This is a genomic window from Mycobacterium sp. IDUB_37 (assembly GCF_055419245.1).
Genome location: NZ_JBVAXG010000004.1, coordinates 691,695 through 709,763, shown reverse-complemented (window position 1 = coordinate 709,763; position 18,069 = coordinate 691,695). Strand labels below are relative to the sequence as shown.

12 protein-coding genes are annotated in these 18,069 nt (G+C 65.6%); 5 read left to right on the top strand and 7 right to left on the bottom strand.

Annotation, left to right across the window (positions count from 1 at the left end; translation table 11 throughout):
• The first annotated feature begins 184 nt into the window (after window positions 1-184).
• Together glnA (ACZY1I_RS17520) and ACZY1I_RS17515 are read left to right on the top strand one after the other, a co-directional pair.
• Window positions 185-1,621 (top strand): type I glutamate--ammonia ligase, encoded by a 1,437-nt coding sequence (glnA, locus tag ACZY1I_RS17520; RefSeq protein ID WP_463755688.1) that lies wholly within the window; start codon window positions 185-187, stop codon window positions 1,619-1,621.
• A 66-nt stretch (window positions 1,622-1,687) separates the two neighbouring features.
• Window positions 1,688-3,382 carry a protein kinase family protein gene (locus tag ACZY1I_RS17515; RefSeq protein WP_463755687.1) on the top strand — a complete coding sequence of 565 codons (1,695 nt, stop codon included), beginning with the start codon at window positions 1,688-1,690 and terminating at the stop codon, window positions 3,380-3,382.
• 161 nt (window positions 3,383-3,543) lie between these two features.
• Here ACZY1I_RS17515 and pdxR read toward each other — a convergent pair whose 3' ends face one another.
• A complete protein-coding gene (pdxR, locus tag ACZY1I_RS17510; protein WP_463755769.1) occupies window positions 3,544-4,914 on the bottom strand; it encodes a MocR-like pyridoxine biosynthesis transcription factor PdxR in 1,371 nt (456 codons plus the stop codon).
• Between the two features lie 84 nt (window positions 4,915-4,998).
• Here pdxR and ACZY1I_RS17505 point away from each other — a divergent pair, with 84 nt between their 5' ends.
• Window positions 4,999-5,907: a class I SAM-dependent methyltransferase gene (locus tag ACZY1I_RS17505; RefSeq protein WP_463755768.1), complete on the top strand. Its 909-nt coding sequence runs from the start codon at window positions 4,999-5,001 to the stop codon at window positions 5,905-5,907.
• Window positions 5,908-6,023: 116 nt separating this feature from the next.
• Here ACZY1I_RS17505 and ACZY1I_RS17500 read toward each other — a convergent pair whose 3' ends face one another.
• From ACZY1I_RS17500 to ACZY1I_RS17475, 6 genes are all read right to left on the bottom strand, one after another.
• Complete coding sequence (locus ACZY1I_RS17500; RefSeq protein ID WP_463755686.1) at window positions 6,024-6,884, bottom strand: TIGR03619 family F420-dependent LLM class oxidoreductase; 861 nt, start codon at window positions 6,882-6,884, stop codon at window positions 6,024-6,026.
• Window positions 6,881-7,540, bottom strand: a complete 660-nt coding sequence (locus ACZY1I_RS17495) for a PaaI family thioesterase (RefSeq protein WP_463755685.1) — start codon at window positions 7,538-7,540, stop codon at window positions 6,881-6,883. The genes ACZY1I_RS17500 and ACZY1I_RS17495 overlap by 4 nt, the downstream gene beginning before the upstream one ends.
• Window positions 7,537-10,521, bottom strand: coding sequence for a bifunctional [glutamine synthetase] adenylyltransferase/[glutamine synthetase]-adenylyl-L-tyrosine phosphorylase (locus ACZY1I_RS17490; RefSeq protein WP_463755767.1), 2,985 nt, complete (start codon window positions 10,519-10,521; stop codon window positions 7,537-7,539). The genes ACZY1I_RS17495 and ACZY1I_RS17490 overlap by 4 nt, the downstream gene beginning before the upstream one ends.
• Window positions 10,522-10,570: 49 nt before the next feature.
• Window positions 10,571-11,911, bottom strand: coding sequence for a type I glutamate--ammonia ligase (gene glnA / locus ACZY1I_RS17485; RefSeq protein ID WP_463755684.1), 1,341 nt, complete (start codon window positions 11,909-11,911; stop codon window positions 10,571-10,573).
• A gap of 68 nt (window positions 11,912-11,979) precedes the next feature.
• The gene (locus ACZY1I_RS17480; RefSeq protein WP_463755766.1) at window positions 11,980-13,545 is read right to left on the bottom strand and encodes an alpha/beta hydrolase; all 1,566 of its coding nucleotides are present in this window, start codon (window positions 13,543-13,545) and stop codon (window positions 11,980-11,982) included.
• Between the two features lie 94 nt (window positions 13,546-13,639).
• Window positions 13,640-15,199: an alpha/beta hydrolase gene (locus ACZY1I_RS17475; protein ID WP_463755683.1), complete on the bottom strand. Its 1,560-nt coding sequence runs from the start codon at window positions 15,197-15,199 to the stop codon at window positions 13,640-13,642.
• A gap of 284 nt (window positions 15,200-15,483) precedes the next feature.
• Here ACZY1I_RS17475 and panB point away from each other — a divergent pair, with 284 nt between their 5' ends.
• Both panB and ACZY1I_RS17465 read left to right on the top strand, forming a co-directional pair.
• Entirely contained in the window at window positions 15,484-16,329 is an 846-nt protein-coding gene (gene panB / locus ACZY1I_RS17470; RefSeq protein ID WP_463755682.1) for a 3-methyl-2-oxobutanoate hydroxymethyltransferase, read from the top strand.
• 151 nt (window positions 16,330-16,480) lie between these two features.
• Window positions 16,481-18,064 (top strand): CYTH and CHAD domain-containing protein, encoded by a 1,584-nt coding sequence (locus tag ACZY1I_RS17465; RefSeq protein WP_463755681.1) that lies wholly within the window; start codon window positions 16,481-16,483, stop codon window positions 18,062-18,064.
• The last annotated feature ends 5 nt before the right edge of the window (window positions 18,065-18,069 follow it).

Below are 18,069 nucleotides of genomic sequence, written 5' to 3'. Positions count from 1 at the left end.
AAAGCGTCAACTGGGGAGGAGTTACGATCTTGCGGGCCATGGCCTTCACTTTAGGGCCCGGCGTTCATCCGGGCTCTCTTGCGGGCGCCGTGGTGCGTAACCTCTGCGCAACACGGGGTTGACTGACGGGCAACATCTGCTCCCTAGCGTCGGCCGCGAATCACCAAAGTAAAAGGAGCCTTCTGTGACGGATAAGACGCCCGACGACGTCTTCAAACTTGCCAAAGATGAAAACGTCGAGTTTGTCGACGTCCGTTTCTGCGACCTGCCCGGGATCATGCAGCACTTCACGATCCCGATTTCCTTCTTCGACGAGGCCGTGTTCGAGGACGGCCTGGCCTTCGACGGCTCGTCGATCCGTGGTTTCCAGTCGATCCACGAGTCCGACATGCTGCTGCTGCCGGACCCCAACACCGCGATCGTCGACCAGTTCACCCAGGCCAAGACGCTGAACCTGAACTTCTTCGTGCATGACCCGTTCACCCTCGAGCCCTACTCCCGCGACCCGCGCAACGTCGCCCGCAAGGCCGAGAACTACCTGATCAGCACCGGCATCGCCGACACCGCCTACTTCGGCGCCGAGGCCGAGTTCTACATCTTCGACTCGGTGGCCTTCGACTCGCGCACCAACGGCTCGTTCTACGAGGTCGACGCGATCTCGGGCTGGTGGAACACCGGTTCGGCCACCGAGGCCGACGGCAGCCCTAACCGGGGGTACAAGGTGCGGCCCAAGGGCGGGTACTTCCCGGTGGCCCCCGTTGACCACTACGTCGACCTGCGCAGCAAGATGCTGCAGAACCTGATCGCGGCCGGCTTCAGCCTGGAGAAGGGCCACCACGAGGTGGGCACCGGCGGTCAGGCCGAGATCAACTACAAATTCAACACTCTGCTGGCCGCGGCCGACGACATGCAGCTCTACAAATACATCGTCAAGAACACTGCCTGGCAGGCCGGCAAGACCGTCACGTTCATGCCCAAGCCGCTGTTCGGTGACAACGGCTCCGGCATGCACACCCACCAGTCGCTGTGGCGGGACGGCACCCCGTTGATGTACGACGAGACCGGCTACGCCGGCCTGTCGGACACCGCCCGCCACTACATCGGCGGCCTGCTGCACCACGCGCCGTCGCTGCTGGCGTTCACCAACCCGACGGTGAACTCCTACAAGCGGCTGGTTCCGGGCTACGAGGCCCCGATCAACCTGGTCTACAGCCAGCGCAACCGGTCGGCCTGTGTCCGTATCCCGATCACCGGCAGCAACCCGAAGGCCAAGCGCCTCGAGTTCCGTTGCCCCGACTCGTCGGGCAACCCGTACCTGGCGTTCGCCGCCATGCTGATGGCGGGCCTGGACGGCATCAAGAACAAGATCGAGCCGCAGTCGCCGGTTGACAAGGACCTCTACGAGTTGCCACCCGAGGAGGCCGCCAACATCCCGCAGGCTCCTACTCAGCTGGCCGACGTGATCAACCGTCTCGAGGACGACCACGAGTACCTCACCGAGGGCGGCGTGTTCACGTCCGACCTGATCGAGACGTGGATCAACTTCAAGCGGGAGCAGGAGATCCTGCCGGTCCAGATCCGGCCGACTCCCTACGAGTTCGCGCTGTACTACGACGTCTAGGCCCTAGTCGCAAGCAGTCGCAAAGTCCCTCTGGAGCGCTGTTCCAGGGGGATTTTGCGTCAGCTCATGAGTTTGAGGTCGTCCGTACCCGGCTACTTCAAGACGACAAATATCCGCACCGTTCGCGTCTGGGCCGATGCGGCCGGTGCACTTCGGGAGCGAGACAAAGCGATGACCGCCATCCAACGCCAGGCGCCCGAGACGGCAACCACGCACCTCAAATATTTATGGGCAGAAGCTCGGCTACCTAGCGGCGAGGCGAACCCACTGGTCGCCGGATCCACTATCGCGGGCGGTCGGATCCGCCTCCTTTTCTTCTATGGCGAAGCCCCGCATCTGCAGTTCTGGCAAGCCGCCGACACAGTGACCGGCCAGCATCTGGCCGTCACAGTGGTCGACCCGGAAAACACGCTGCCGACCGCGACCATCGACACCATCCTGTCCCGCACCGCCCGCCTGCGCGGCATCGACTGCCCCTATTTGGCGACAGTGATCGACGTGGGTCGCGACGAGTGCGGCGGAGTCGTTGTCTCCCAGTGGATCCGGGGCGCCACGTTGAAAGAGGTGGCAAATACCAGCCCGTCACCCAAAGGTGTCGCGGACGCGGTGTTGTCCCTTGTCGAGGCCGCCGCGTTGGCAGACCGTGCCGGGCTGGCGTTGTCAATTGACCATCCCGATCGAATCCGCGTCAACTTGGATGGGCGTGCCGTGCTCGCTTTTCCGGCGACGAATCCGAACGCAGCACTGCGGGATGATCTGCGCGGTATTGGCGCTGTCATGTATGCGTTGCTGGTCAATCGGTGGCCGTTCGCGAACGAGGCGGTAGCCAGAGATTGGCAGGCGGTCGGCACCGATGCCGAAGGCCGAATCCGAGAACCCGCGACGATCGACCCCGCTGTCCCGTTCCTGCTGTCATCCGCCGCAGCCGGCCTGGTGCGTGATGGAGACGGCATCCGCAGCACCGCGACACTTGCGACACTGCTGCGCGAAGCAAGCAGCGAGGCAAAGAATTCCACCAATTCCAGCGCGACTCGCGAATCACACCCAACGCCACTTCCCGGGCGCTATGCCGGCTTTCGAAACTTCGGGCCGAGCGAGCGGGCCGCGCATGCTCGGCGTCAACTCCTCAAAGCAACTCTCGGCGCCGCGGCGGCAGTCACTCTCGTCATCCTGCTCGGCTTTGCCAACTCGATCGATCGGATCGTCGGCGCGTTCAACACCAATGTCGCGATGGACGGAAACAAGCTCGGGTTGCAGCCCACATCGGCGCTGCCAACGCCGTCGCTGGTGGCGACCCAGCCCGCAACAGTGAAGCCCGTTAAAGCAGCGGTCTTTTCACCAGGCGGCGCACCAGACAGCCCAGCCTCGGCCGGGTTGGCGATCGACGGCAACCCCGCGACCGCATGGTCCACCGACACTTACTTCGACCCCCAACCCTTTCCGAAGTTCAAAGACGGTGTCGGACTGATGTTGCAACTTCCTGAGCCAACGCCGCTCAGTGCCGTCACCATCGATTTGAACAGCACCGGCACGGTGGCCCAGATCCGCTCATCAGCAGGGATGGCGCCCGCCAAACTCGGTGACACCACCGAACTGACTCCGCCGTCGCCGCTGCAGCCCGGCCACAACGTCATACCTATAAAGTCCTCCACCCCAACAACATTCGTATTGATCTGGATAAGTACCCTCGGCAGCACCGGCGGGCGAAGCCACTCCGACATCTCCGAAGTGACGCTGCAGAGCGCAGTCCAGTTCAGGTAGCTGCGAGCAGGAGCGCCGCAATGTTGCGTCTTCCGGTGTCGGGAGCAGTCAACTAGGCTCGCGACGATCACCTAGACCACCGACGGCAATAACGTATTGGGCTCGATCCGCTCCGCCAACACGGACATGGCCGCGCTCCACCAATGGTGGCTGGCCAACGGCTAATTCGTGCGTAGCGGTTGCCCCAGCAGCCGGCCGAGATGTTCGAGCGCAGTGCCGTATTCGTGTTGGAACGGTGTCCCGTAGCCGACGACGATCCCCGCGGCGCCTGCCTGGTGCCAGAACGGGGCGAGGCCCGTCAACGCGATGCCGCGCTGCCGGGCGGTGTTCAGTAGATCGCCCTCCGACAACCCGTCGGGCAGCGACACCACGGCATGCAGCCCGGCGGCTATTCCGTGCACGGCCACCGTCGGCGCGAACCGATTCAGGGTCTGGACGAACGCGTCGCGTCGATCCCGGTAGCGGCGGCGCATCCGTCGGATATGGCGATCAAGAGCGCCCGAGTCGATCAATTCCGCGAACGCCAGCTGCGTCAGCACATCGGTGCCGCGATCTGTTCGGCGCTTGGCTTCGACCACCGCGTCGACCAGGTCGGTGGGCACGGCCAACCAGCCCAGCCGCAGACCCGGAGCCAGGCTCTTGCTGGCGCTACCCGCGTAGATGACGTGCTCGGGGGCCAGCCCCTGCAGCGCGCCGACGGGGTGCCGGTCATAGCGGAACTCCCCGTCGTAGTCGTCCTCAATGAGGTACACGCCGCACGCCGCGGCGATCCGGGTGAACTCCGTGCGCCGCCCGGCATCGAGCGTCGCACCCAGCGGAGCCTGGTGGGCCGGAGTAAGCAGAGCGGCGCCGACAGAGTCGGTCATACCGTCCGGCCGGGCACCGCTGCCGTCGACCTCCAACGCGGCGACGGCCAGGCCGCTGGCGGCCACCACCGCGCGGTGGTCGGGCAGGCACGGATTCTCCAACGCGATCGCCCGGGCGCCGCGGGCGGCCAGCGCGTCACAGGTCAGCCGCAGTCCCTGCGTGAAACCACCGCAGATCACGATGTGGTCGGGGGTGGTGAGCACACCGCGTACCCTGCCCAGGTAGTTCGCCAGCACGGTGCGCAACCGCAACGATCCGCGCGGATCTCCCGGACCGAGTTCGGCGTGCTCGGTGACGTGCAGCGCTCGTCGCTGCGCGCGCAGCCAGTCGCCGCGAGGGAACATGCTCAAGTCCGGGCGACCCAGCCGGAAGTCGGCGACGATGCGCGAGCGCACAGGTGCGGCGCTGACCGGTGCCGCCAGGTGCGGCCCATGAGCCACTTCGGTGGCCGCGCCCGGCCGGGTGCGCAGGTACCCTTCGGCCGCCAACTGTGAGTAGACCTCGACCACGGTTCCGCGCGCGACCTCGAGTTGAGCGGCTAACGCCCGCGAGGACGGCAACGGCTCGCCCGCAACCAGGCGTCCGTCTCGGATCGCTTGTCGCAGAGCACTTTCCAGCGCCACCCGGCGTCCGCGCGCTGGCGGGAGGTCGAGATGCAGGTCGATTCCGCCCGATTCACTGGTCCATGAATTTGCCACTGAATTGGACCTTACCGATGAACCGATCGCTTTCGTAGCCTCGATCACGTGATGGTTTCCACTGCACCAGGCCGGCGCCTCGACCGGACCGCGAGCCTGACCGCCCAGGCCAACGCCGCCCAGCGGGTCGCCGAAACGCTGCGACCACCGAATCGTCGTCTCGTCGAAGACCCGCAGTCGCGGCATTTCGTCGAACATCCGGCGCTGCGGGCGATACTCGCTTACCCGCTGTTGGCCGATGTCGCACTGCGTGCGTTCGACCGGCTGTGGGGCGGACTGCACGCCCATATCGCGTTGCGGGTCCGCTACGCCGACGATGCCCGCCGGGCCGCCGTCAGCGACGGCATCGACCAACTCGTACTGCTCGGCGCCGGCTTCGACACCACCAGCCTTCGGCTCGACGGGGCGCCGGTAACGGTCTTCGAGGTGGATGCACCCGCCACCCAGGCGCGCAAACGCCCCGTGACCGAGCGACTGCTAGCGGGCCATGACCAAAGCCGAACAATCTGGGTGCCCTGCGATTTCGAACAGGACCGACTGCGGGAGCGCCTCGTCGGAAGCGGCTTCGACCCAACGAAGCGGAGCCTGATCGTCTGGCTGGGCGTGACTCCCTACCTCAGCAGCGAAGCTATCGAGGCAACGCTGGGTGACCTCACCGAATTGTGCGCGCCTGGCAGCCAATTGATCGTCGACTACATCTGCGCCGGTGTCGTGGCCGCGACCACACCGTGGCGCAGCGCAAGCCGGATGACCCGCTACGTGGCCCGCCGTGGCGAACCGTATCGCAGTGACTTCACCGAGGGGAGTCTCAACGAACTGCTCGCCGCACACGGTTTCGAGGGTCGCGAGCACCTGACCGTCTCGGGGCTGCTGAAGCGCTACGACCCGGCGAACACCAGCGGTTTGGCCGCCGACGACTGGCTCGCCGTCGCGAGCGCGCGTCGCAGCGCGGGCAGCTAGTCCGGCGGTCGCGACCCGCGGCGCGCGGCCAAACGCCGCCGCGCTTGCGATCGCGACTAGCCGTTTGGTCGCGACCCGCGGCGCGCGGCCAAACGCCGCCGCGCTTGCGATCGCGACTAGCCGTCGAGCGCCAGATCCTTCCGAAAGCGTTGCAGCCCATCGATCTTCTCGGCCAGCGTTGCATTCGGCCCGGCGTAGAACATCCACGGCATGGTGATAATGCCGGTGATCCCGGCATCTTCGGCCCGTTGGTAGTGGGCCATGGTGAACGAATCGGTTAGCGGCGTCAGGATCGTGAAATCGTCCATCGATAAACCGTTTTCGGCTCGCAGCTCGCGCAGCCGGTTCACCCTTTCGATGGCGCGGTCGGTGGTGATCAGGTCGCCGATCCAGCCGTCGTAGCGTGCCGCGCGACGAAGCGCGATGTCACTGAGGCCGCCCCCGTACACCGGGATGGGCGGCGGTGTCGGCTGCATTTCCAAGCGTGGCGCCTGGTAGAACTTGCCCTCGAATTCGGTCCAGCCCGGTTCCCACAACGCTCGCATCAACTCGATCATCTCGTCGGTGCGTTTGCCGCGGGCGGAGAACGGTTCGCCCATCAACTCGAATTCCTCGCGGCACCAGCCCACTCCGATGCCGAGTTCTATCCGGCCCGACGCCAATAATGCTGCTGTGCCAATGGCTTTGGCCGCCGAATAGGGGTTGCGCATCGCGGGGATGTAGACGGTGGTGACGAATTTGAGCCGGGTGGTGACCTGTGCCAGCGCGCCGACCAGCACCCAGGGGTCGGGCCAGTCGGTGAAGGGTTGCCAGCGGCGTTGGCCGTCTTTGGTGTACGGGTACGGAGTTTCGAGAGTCTCCAAGTTGACGACATGATCGGGGATGCCGAGCCCGTCATAGCCGAGATCATCTGCCGCTTTGGCGATCTCGATGATGTCGGGGGTGTTCAGAAACGCGCTGCTGACGTAGAACTTCATTGCCCGTTCCTTACCCATGACGGCTCGATGAAGACACCGTCCGCCTCGACGGTGACGCCAGCGGCATCCGAAATGGTGCCGCGTGCAAAGACTTTGACGCCCTGCTTGCTCTCGATCCAGGCCTCTGAACGCAGTGGCCCCAACGGAGTGCCGCGCAGATATTTGACCGTGATGGTTCCGGTGAAGCGCGGCTTGGACAGTCCCTCGCTGGCGGCCTCGCCGAGCATGTGGTCGAGCACCAGGGCGCTGACGCCGCCGTGCACCAGCGTGGGCGGGCCCTCGTATGCGCAGCCCAGGACGAACTCGGCCCAGCAGCGTCCGCCGCCCTCGTGGTTCACGACGACGGGCGGCGCGATCGGGTTGCACACGCCCACCACGGCGTTGCCCAACGGCAACGGCCGATCACCGACGCGGTAACTCACACCGGCAGGCCGGATCCGTTGCCGCAACGATCGGGTGACTGCCTCGACTGCGGACGTGGCCTCGGCAACAAGAGCATCGTCGACGTCGGTACGGATGGTGGCGTCGACGAGGTCGCGGACGGCTTGTGCCAATGGCGCATACAGGGCGGTCGCTCGCTGAGCCTCCGCCACACTCAATTCTTCGAAAAGGGCGTTGCCCAGCAACCCGGCCTGCTGGCGAGCTTCCTGACTCAACTTCCGAACACCTTGTGCACCACAGCTTTTGCTCGTCGGGTTACCCGGAGATAGTTGTCCAGGAATTCTCCACCGTCGTCGTTGTGCCAGCCTGCGGCCACCGCGACCGCGTTGAGCTGACGTCCCGGGCCGGGCAGCTGGTCGGTGGGCTTGCCCCGCACCAGCACCAGCGCGTTGCGTGCCCGGGTGGCGGTCAGCCATGCCTGGCGCAGCAAGTCGACCTCGTCCTCGGGAACCAGACCGGTCTCAGCGATCACGTCCAGCGATTGCAGTGTCGAGGTGTTGTGCAGGGCCTGGATTTCGTGGGCGTGCCGTAGTTGCAGCAATTGCACGGTCCACTCGATATCGGCCAGTCCCCCGCGGCCCAGCTTGGTGTGCGTTTTGGGGTCTGCCCCGCGCGGCAGCCGCTCGGCTTCGATGCGGGCCTTGATCCGGCGAATCTCTTGCACCGCCTCGGCCGACACACCGTTGGGCGGATAGCGCGTGTTGTCGATCATCAGCAAGAATCGCTGACCCAGCTCCGGGTCGCCGGCCACCGCGTGCGCGCGCAACAGGGCCTGAATCTCCCATGGCTGCGCCCACTGTGCGTAGTACGCCTCGTAGGAGGCGAGCGTTCGCACCATCGGCCCGTTGCGGCCCTCGGGCCGCAGATTGGCATCGACCTCCAGCGGCGGATCAACGCTGGGGGCGCCCAACTGCTTTCGGACCATCTCCGCGATCGACGTCGACCATTTGACGGCCTGAGAATCCTCGACACCGTCGGCGGGCTGGCACACGAACATCACGTCGGCGTCCGAGCCGTAGCCCAACTCGGCGCCACCAAGTCGGCCCATCCCGATGACCGCGAGAGCCGCCGGGGCCTTGCCATTTTCCGGCAGGTTGGCCCGGATCGCCGCGTTCAGCGCGGCCTGCAGAACCGCGACCCAGATCGAGGTGAGGGCGGCACACACGTCTCTGACCTCGAGCAGGCCGAGCAGGTCCGCTGAGGCGATGCGGGCCAGCTCTGGACGCCGCAATGTGCGCGCGGCCGCGACCGCCCGCGCCGGGTCACTCTGCCGGTTGGCCGAGGCGATCAGCGCACGCGCCACCTGGGCGGGGTCCGCCTCGATCAGTCTCGGACCGGACGGCCCGTCACCGTAGGTCTGGATGACCTCCGGTGCCCGCATCAACAGGTCGGGTACGTACAGCGAGGTGCCCAGTACGTGCATCAGCCGACGGGCCACCGCCGGCTTGTCGCGCAGCGTCGCCAGATACCAGGATTGGCCGGCGAGTGACTCGCTGAGTCGACGGTAAGCAAGCAGCCCGGCGTCGGGGTCGGGTGCATAGGACATCCAGTCCAAGAGCCTGGGCAGCAGCACCGACTGCACCCGTCCGCGCCGACCGCTCTGATTGACCAGCGTCGACATGTGTTTCAGCGCCGTTTGAGGACTTTCGTACCCCAGCGCGGCGAGTTGGCGTTCGGCCGCTTCCGAGGTCATCCCGTGGGCGATCGCCAGCCCGTCCGGGCCGATGGACTCCAGCAACGGCTGGTAGAAGAGTTTTGCGTGCAGCCGGGAGACTCGCACGTTCTGGTTCTTGAGCTCTTCGCGCAGCACGCCGGCGGCATCGTGGCGGCCGTCTGGCCGGACATGGGCCGCGCGCGCCAGCCAGCGCACCGCTTCCTCATCGTCGGGCGCGGGTAGCAGATGGGTGCGCTTGAGCCGTTGCAGTTGGAGCCGGTGTTCGAGCAGCCGCAGGAATTCGTACGAGGCGGTCAGGTTTGCCGCGTCTTCGCGGCCGATGTAACCGCCTTCGCCCAGTGCCGCCAGCGCGTCGACCGTCGATGCCACGTGCAGGGATTCGTCGCGGCGGCCATGGACCAGCTGCAGTAGCTGCACGGCGAACTCCACGTCGCGCAGGCCGCCGGTGCCGAGTTTGAGTTCACGGCCACGGACCTCCGCGGGCACCAACTGCTCAACGCGGCGGCGCATGGCCTGCACCTCGACGACGAAATCCTCGCGCTCGCAGGCGGTCCACACCATCGGCGTCAGCGCCTCGAGGTAGCGCTGCGCGAGTTCAACGTCACCGACGGCCGCGCGGGCTTTCATGAGCGCCTGGAACTCCCAGGTCTTGGCCCAGCGCTGGTAGTAGGCGACATGGGACTCGACCGTGCGAACAAGTTCTCCGCTGCGTCCTTCGGGGCGCAGTCCGGCGTCGACCTCGAAGAACGCCGACGAAGCCAGCCGCATCATCTCGCTGGCGACGCGCGCGGAGATCGGGTCGGCGCGCTCGGCGACGAAGATCACGTCGACGTCGCTGACGTAATTCAGTTCGCGCGCACCGCATTTGCCCATCGCGATGACGGCCAGGCGAGGTGGCTCGCGTTCGCCGCACACCGTCTGCTCGGCCACCCGCAGGGCTGCCGCAAGTGCCGCGTCCGCGGTGTCGGCGAGTTGGGCAGCGACGGTGATGAATGGCACTACCGGTTCGTCCTCGACTGTGGGGGCCAGATCGAGAGCGGCAATAACCAAGAGATGATCGCGGTAGTGGACACGCAGTTGATGAACGATCGACCCCGGCGACCCCGAGGGCTGCTCGACACAATCCAGGAATGACTGGTGCAACTGCTCGCGAGTCGGCAGCTTCACCTTGCCGCGCAACAGCTTCCACGATTGCGGATTGGCGATCAGGTGGTCCCCGAGTGTCAGCGATGAACCCAGCACGGCGAACAGTCGCCCACGCAAGCTTCGTTCGGAGAGCAGAGCCTTGTTCAGCTCATCCCACCCGGCCTCTGGGTTCTCCGACAGGCGAACCAGCGCCCGCAGCGCGGCGTCGGCATCGGGTGCGCGCGACAGTGACCACAACAGGTCGACGTGCGACTGGTCGTCGTGCTTGTCCCAGCCCAACTGCGCCAGCCGAGACCCCGCCGGCGGATCCATCAGTCCAAGCCGGCCGACGCTGGGCAGCTTTGGTCGCTGCGTCGCAGGCTTAGTCACGCTAATGACGTTAGCGCAGTCCTTCTGACAGGCGGGTCGCCCCCATCAAGCCGACCTACAGCGACAGGTAGGTGCTCAGCTCGAACGGAGTGACGTGACTGCGGTAGTTCGCCCACTCGGCGCGCTTATTACGCAGGAAGAAGTCAAAGACGTGCTCCCCCAACGCCTCAGCGACCAGCTCGGACGACTCCATCGAACGCAGCGCACTGTCGAAACTCGACGGCAGCTCACGGTAGCCCATCGTGCGGCGCTCTTCGGGTGTCAGATCCCAGACATTGTCTTCGGCCTGGGGGCCGAGCACGTAGCCCTTCTCCACTCCACGTAGGCCGGCGGCCAGCAGGACGGCGAACGCCAGGTAGGGGTTGCAGGCCGAGTCCGGGCTGCGCACCTCCACCCGCCGCGACGACGTCTTGTGCGGCGTGTACATCGGCACCCGCACCAGCGCGGAGCGGTTGGCCGCACCCCAGGACGCCGCGGTCGGCGCCTCACCGCCGTGCACGAGGCGCTTGTAGGAGTTGACCCATTGGTTGGTGACCGCACTGATCTCCGAGGCGTGCTCGATGATCCCGGCGATGAAAGACTTTCCGACGTCGGACAGCTTCAGCGGGTCGTCGTCGCTGTGGAAGGCGTTGACGTCGCCTTCGAACAGGCTCATGTGCGTGTGCATCGCCGAACCGGGGTGCTGACCGAACGGCTTCGGCATGAACGTCGCGCGCGCACCTTCCTCGAGCGCGACCTCCTTGATGACGTAGCGGAAGGTCATCACGTTGTCGGCCATCGACAGGGCGTCAGCGAATCGCAGGTCGATCTCCTGCTGACCCGGGCCGCCTTCGTGGTGGCTGAATTCGACCGAGATACCCATGAATTCCAGGGCTTCGATGGCATGGCGGCGGAAGTTCAGCGCTGAGTCGTGCACCGCCTGGTCGAAGTATCCGGCGCTGTCGACCGGTACTGGCACCGAGCCGTCATCCGGGCCGGGCTTGAGCAAGAAGAACTCGATCTCGGGGTGCACGTAGCAGGAGAACCCGAGGTCGTTGGCCTTCTGCAGCTGACGCCGCAACACGTGCCGCGGGTCGGCCCAGGACGGTGAACCGTCGGGCATGGTGATGTCGCAGAACATCCGCGCCGAGTGGTGGTGTCCGGCCTTGGTGGCCCAGGGCAACACCTGGAACGTCGAAGGGTCGGGGTGCGCCACACAGTCGGATTCCGAAACTCGCGCGAAGCCTTCGATCGAGGAGCCGTCGAAGCCGATGCCCTCCTCGAAAGCGCCTTCGAGTTCGGCCGGAGCGATCGCGACCGACTTGAGATACCCGAGGACGTCCGTGAACCAGAGCCGCACGAAACGGATGTCGCGCTCTTCGAGGGTGCGGAGGACGAACTCCTTCTGCCGATCCATACTCGGAACAGTAGGCACGTTCTGTTAAATCGATGTTACGGATGCCACGCCAGACACGTTGCGGATGCTCAGTTTTGGCAGCGCAAGTTCGGCGGCGGCAACGTCAGGTCCAGGAAATACCTGACCATCGCGGAATCCACGCAGCGGTTGCCGTTGAACACCACCGTGTGCTGGGTGCCGTCGAAAGAAACGAGCGAGCCGCCCAGTTGGCGGGCCAGATCCACCCCGGCCTGATAGGGAGTGGCCGGGTCATGGGTGGTGGAGACGACGACGATCTTGCCTGGCGGGGCAAGCGCCGCGGCGTGCGGCGCGGACGTTGCCGGCACCGGCCACAGCGCACAAATATCTCGCGGTGCCGATCCGGTGAACTGCCCGTAGCTAACAAATGGAGCGACCTCGCGGATGCGCTGGTCGGCCGAAACCCACGTCGTAGCGTCTGTTGGCGTGGGCGCGTCGACGCATCGAATCGCGTTGAACGCATCCTGACCGTTGTCGTAATGCCCCTGCCGGTTCCGTCCGTTGTAATCGTCGGCCAGCATCAAGAGGTCACCGGCGTCGGTACCGTGCTGCAGCCCCAGCAGGCCACTGGTCAAGAACTTCCAGTGCTGCGGGGTGTAGAGCGCGTTTATGGTGCCGGTGGTCGCGTCGGCATAGCCCAAGCCGCGCGGGTCCAAAGTCTTCCCCGGCGTGGCCACCAGCGGGTCGACCAGGGCGTGATAGCGGCTGACCCACTGGGCCGGATCGACGCCCAGCGGGCAAGCCGTGGACCGGGCGCAGTCCGCGGCGTAATCGTTGAAGGCGGTCTGAAAACCCGCCATCTGGTTGATGGTCTCTTCGACTGGGCCGACGGTCGGGTCGATGGCGCCGTCGAGCACCATCGCGCGCACGTGGGGTGCGAACCGCTCGACGTAGGCGGTGCCCAGTTCGGTGCCGTAGCTGTAGCCGAGGTAATTGATCTGCTCGTCGCCCAGGGACAGCCGGACCATGTCCATGTCGCGCGCGGCCGACGCGGTGCCGATGTTCGCCAGGAATGCCTGCCCCATCCGGTCGGCACAGTGCTGGGCCAACCCGCGATACAGCTGCTCGATGTGCGCCACACCGGCCGGGCTGTAATCCACCATCGGATCGCGTCGGAACGCGTCGAACTCGGCGTCCGACCGGCACCGCAACTCCGGAGTCGAGTGACCCACTCCTCTGGGGTCGAAACCCACCAGGTCAAAGTGGCGAGCGATATCGCTGTCCTTGAGGTCCGGTGCCATGCCTGCGACCAGATCGACCGCCGATGCGCCGGGTCCACCAGGGTTGACCAGCAACGATCCGATTCGCTGCCCCGTCGCTGGGACGCGGATCACCGCCAACTTGGCCTGTGCGCCGGTGGGTTTGTCGTAGTCGACGGGAACCGACACCGTCGCGCACTGCGCGGTCGGCAGATCGGAGAGGTCTTTGACGAACTCGCGGCAGGATCCCCAGCTCTGTTGTGACGTCGCGGCGGGTGCCGCAGGAACCTGGGTCGGCCCGGCATCAGCTTCGGGAGTCGCGGCAGCGAGCGGCAGTGCCACCGGCTGCCCACAGAACACCAGCCCTAACGGCAACAGCGCCGAGCCCACCAGTCTCAGGCGCAACATGGCGGAAATCGTCTCACTTCCGACTACCCGCGTAGGACGCGAAACAGTTACGCCTTGGTCTCTAATCAGCCCTGGCCGGGGTGTGTCGCGCCGCGTCGAACGGCTAACACTTTGCGCCGCTGGGTGGCGTGGTGCCGTTGATGAGGTACGCCGCGGCGAAGTCGTCGATGCAGTTGTCGCCCTGGAAGACAACGGTGTGCTGGGTGCCGTTGTAGGTCAGCAAAGAGCCCTTAAGTTGCTGGGCCAGGTCCACTCCGGCCTTGTACGGTGTCGCCGGATCGTGGGTGGTCGATACCACGATGGTCGGCGGCAGCTCGGGCGCCGTCACCAGATGGGGCTGGCTGGTCGGCGGCACCGGCCAGAACGCACAGGTGCCCAATGGGGCGTCGCCGGTGAACTTCCCGTAGCTCATGAATGGTGCGACCTCGCGGGAGCGGCGGTCCTCGTCGATGATCTTGGCGCGGTCGGTAATCGGCGGCTGGTCAACGCAATTGATGGCAACCCGGGCGTCCGTGGAGTTGTTGTAGTGGCCCTTGGAATCACGGCGCATGTACATATCCGCCAGCGCCAGCATGGTGTCGCCGCGATGGTCGTCGGCCAATTCTTTGAGACCGTCGGTGAGGTGGTGCCACAGGTTCGGCGAGTACAGCGCCATGATGGTGCCAACGATGGCATCGCTGTAGCTCAGGCCACGCGGGTCCTTGGTCTTCGCCGGCCTGCTCACCGCCAGGTTGTCCGGGTCCACCAGTGGGTCGATCAAGTTGTGATACACCTCGACGGCTTTTGCCGGATCGTTGCCCAACGGGCAGCCCGAGTCCTTCGCGCAGTCGGCGGCGTAGTCGTTGAACGCGTCCTGAAATCCCTTGGCCTGACGCAGATCTGCCTCGATCGGATCGGCGTTGGGGTCCACCGCGCCGTCCAGGATCATCGACCGCACGTTCTGCGGGAAAGCCTCCGCGTAGGCCGAGCCGATCCGGGTGCCGTACGAGTAGCCGAGGTAGGTCAGCTTCGCATCCCCCAAGGCCTTGCGGATGGCGTCGAGATCCTTGGCGACACTGACGGTGCCCACATTCGCCAGGAAGTTCTTGCCGACCTTGTCGATACAACGCTGCACGAATTGCTTGGTCTCGTTCTCCATGCGCTCCACGCCCGCGTGGCTGTAGTCGACCTGCGGTTCGGTCCGGAGTCGATCGTTGTCGGCGTCGGAGTTGCACCAGATCGCCGGCCGCGACCCCGCCACTCCGCGGGGGTCGAAACCCACCAGATCGAAGCGCTCGTGGACGCTCTTGGGCAGCGTTTGGAAGACGCCCAGGGCGGCCTCGATGCCGGACTCGCCGGGGCCGCCGGGGTTGATGACCAGCGATCCGATCTTGTCGCCGCTCGCCGGGAACCGAATCAAGGCCAACGCCGCCACATCCCCGTCGGGGTGGTTGTAGTCGACGGGCACTGCGAGCTTGCCGCACATGGCGTGCCCGGGGATCTTCACCGCCGGGTTGGTGCTCTTGCACGGTGTCCACACCACCGGCGCACCCAACCTCGGCTCGGACATCAATGCCCGGCCGCCGACCACGCGGACGCACCCCGCCAGAACCAGCACCACGGCACCCAGCGCGGTCCACATCAGCAGCATGCGCGCAAAGTTGTCGCGGCGAAACAAGCACATGGCAACCTATGGTGCCAGAAAGCCCACCCAATCCAGGTCAGGCCACATCAGGGGGCCGATTTAGCTGGTAGCGACAAGGAAGCTGGCATCAAGCCCGCTGAGCCGCTGCATCGCTCTCCTAGTCGTCTCTCTCATAGTCGTCCCATGGTCGTGGCAACCGGCGGTGTGTCGTGGCGTAGCCCACGGTGCATCTGTATGGACAAGATGGCAAACTGGAGCAGTCAGACGAACCCGGGGACCCGCGTGCGGGCCACGAGGATCGACCAGACCAATTAATTAGGACAATGATGTCTGAGAACGTTTACGGCTCGAACTCTGCTACTTCTTCAGCGCCTCGACCCAAGATTCGCACTCTCCATCTGCAGAAATGGAAGGCCGAAGGCCACAAGTGGGGCATGCTGACGGCCTACGACTACTCGACCGCCCGGGTGTTCGACGAGGCTGGTATCCCGGTCCTGCTGGTCGGCGATTCCGCCGCCAACGTCGTGTACGGCTACGACACCACGGTGCCGATCTCGATCGATGAGTTGATTCCGCTGGTCCGCGGCGTGGTGCGGGGCGCTCCGCATGCCCTGGTCGTCGCCGACCTGCCGTTCGGCAGCTACGAGTCCGGTCCCGCGGCCGCGTTGGCCGCCGGCACCCGGTTCATGAAGGAAGGTGGCGCGCACGCCGTCAAACTCGAGGGCGGTGAGCGGGTGGCCGAGCAGATCGCCTGCCTGACCGCGGCGGGCATCCCGGTGATGGCTCACATCGGGTTCACCCCACAGAGCGTCAACACCCTGGGTGGTTTCAAAGTTCAGGGGCGCGGTGACGCGGCCGAGCAGACCGTGCACGACGCGATTGCCGTCGCCGAAGCCGGCGCGTTCGCCGTCGTGATGGAGATGGTGCCGGCCGAACTGGCCACGCAGATCACCGGAAAACTCACCATCCCGACGGTCGGAATCGGCGCCGGTCCGAACTGCGACGGCCAGGTGCTCGTCTGGCAGGACATGGCCGGGATGAGCGGCGGAAAGGCGGCCCGTTTCGTCAAGCGATTTGCCGACGTGGGCGGCGAATTACGCCGTGCTGCAATGCAATACGCCGACGAGGTAGCCAGCGGCACTTTCCCGGCCGAGGAGCACTGCTTCTAAAGCATTTGCTGGATCTCCTACCGGGGGCAGCCGATCGCCATCGCTGGAGGTCTCGTAACCCTGGTGTGGCACTCTATGGGAGCCTGTCGATGCCTATCGACACCGATGAACGCCCCCCGATCGGCAGCAATGCGCTCTCACGGAGAAGAAAATGCCTGCTAAAGCGCCAAAATCGGCGCGACATTTGGAAGTCGAGCGCAAGTTCGACGTAGGCCAGTCGACGGTCTCGCCCTCGTTCGAAGGCATCGCCGCTGTCGCGCATGTCGCGACGGCGACGACCCAAGAGCTCGACGCGGTGTATTTCGACACTGCGACGCAGGATCTGGCGCGCAACAAGGTCACCCTGCGGCGCCGCACCGGTGGTTCCGACTCCGGCTGGCATCTGAAGTTGCCCGCGGGAGCGGATTCTCGCACCGAGATCCACGCGCCTATCGACGATTCCGCCGCCGACGTAGATGCCGTTCCTGCCGAGTTGTTGGACGTGGTGCTGGCGATCGTCCGCGACAGCCCCGTCGCGCCGGTCGCGCGCATCACCACCCAACGGGAAACTCAGGTGCTCTATAGCGGCGAAGGTGCGGCACTCGCAGAGTTCTGCAACGACCACGTCACGGCGTGGGCCGCCACGAACTCGGACTCGGAGCCCGCCGAACAGCAATGGCGGGAGTGGGAACTCGAGCTGGTCAACGCGGACGGTGGCAAGGAGCAGACCGCGAGTCACGAGTTGCTCAACCGATTGAGCAACCGGCTGCTGGACGCCGGTGCCGCGCCGGCCGGGCACGGTTCGAAGTTGGCTCGGGCGTTGGGATCCGTACCAAAGCCCGCTCCCGCACCGCCACCGGCGGATCCAGTGCACCGCGCGGTGGCTCAGCATGTCGAAGAGTTGCTGGTGTGGGACCGTGCCGTGCGTGACGACGTCTTCGATTCCGTACACCAGATGCGAGTCACCATTCGCAAGATCCGCAGCCTGCTCAAGGAATCCCAGGAATCGTTCGGATTAGCCGACGGCGCATGGGTTCTCGACGAACTTCGCGAACTCGCAGGAATTTTGGGCGTGGCACGCGATGCCGAGGTGCTCGGCGAGCGGTACGAACGTGAACTGACGCGACTGGACGCGGCACTGGTTCGTGGTCCCGTATGGGGACGTCTCGTCGAGGGGTCCCAGCGCCGCTATGAGGCCGGACTGCGCCGCTCGTTGGTCGCGATGCGGTCCAAGCGGTACTTCCGCCTGCTCGACGCGCTGGACGCGATCGTGACCCAGCAGCCCGCCACCACGCCCGGCCAGGAAGCAAAGCCGGTCACCATCGATGCGGCGTACCGCAAAATCCGCAAAGCCACAAAGGCGGCATGGGCAGCCGAGGCCGAAGCGGCTGCGTCGAGCGGGGCCGGCGACGACCGCACCGAAGCGAGCGGGGCAACAGCCCAGGACGCCGAAGAAGCCCTGCACGCGATCCGCAAGCGCGCCAAGCGATTGCGCTACACCGCGGCGGCCACCGGCGCGAGTCAGGTCGCCCAGCAGGCCAAGGTGATCCAGACGTTGCTCGGCGATCACCAAGACAGTTCAGTCAGCCGGGAACATCTGCTTGCCCAAGCCGAAGTCGCGCATCTCGCAGGTGAAGACACCTTCACCTACGGCCTGCTCTATCAGCAGGAGAGCGAAATCGCCCGCAGTAGCCGCGCGCAGCTGGAATCCGCGCTGGACAAACTCGACAAGTCGGTCCGAAGCAGCAAGCGCTGAGCTGC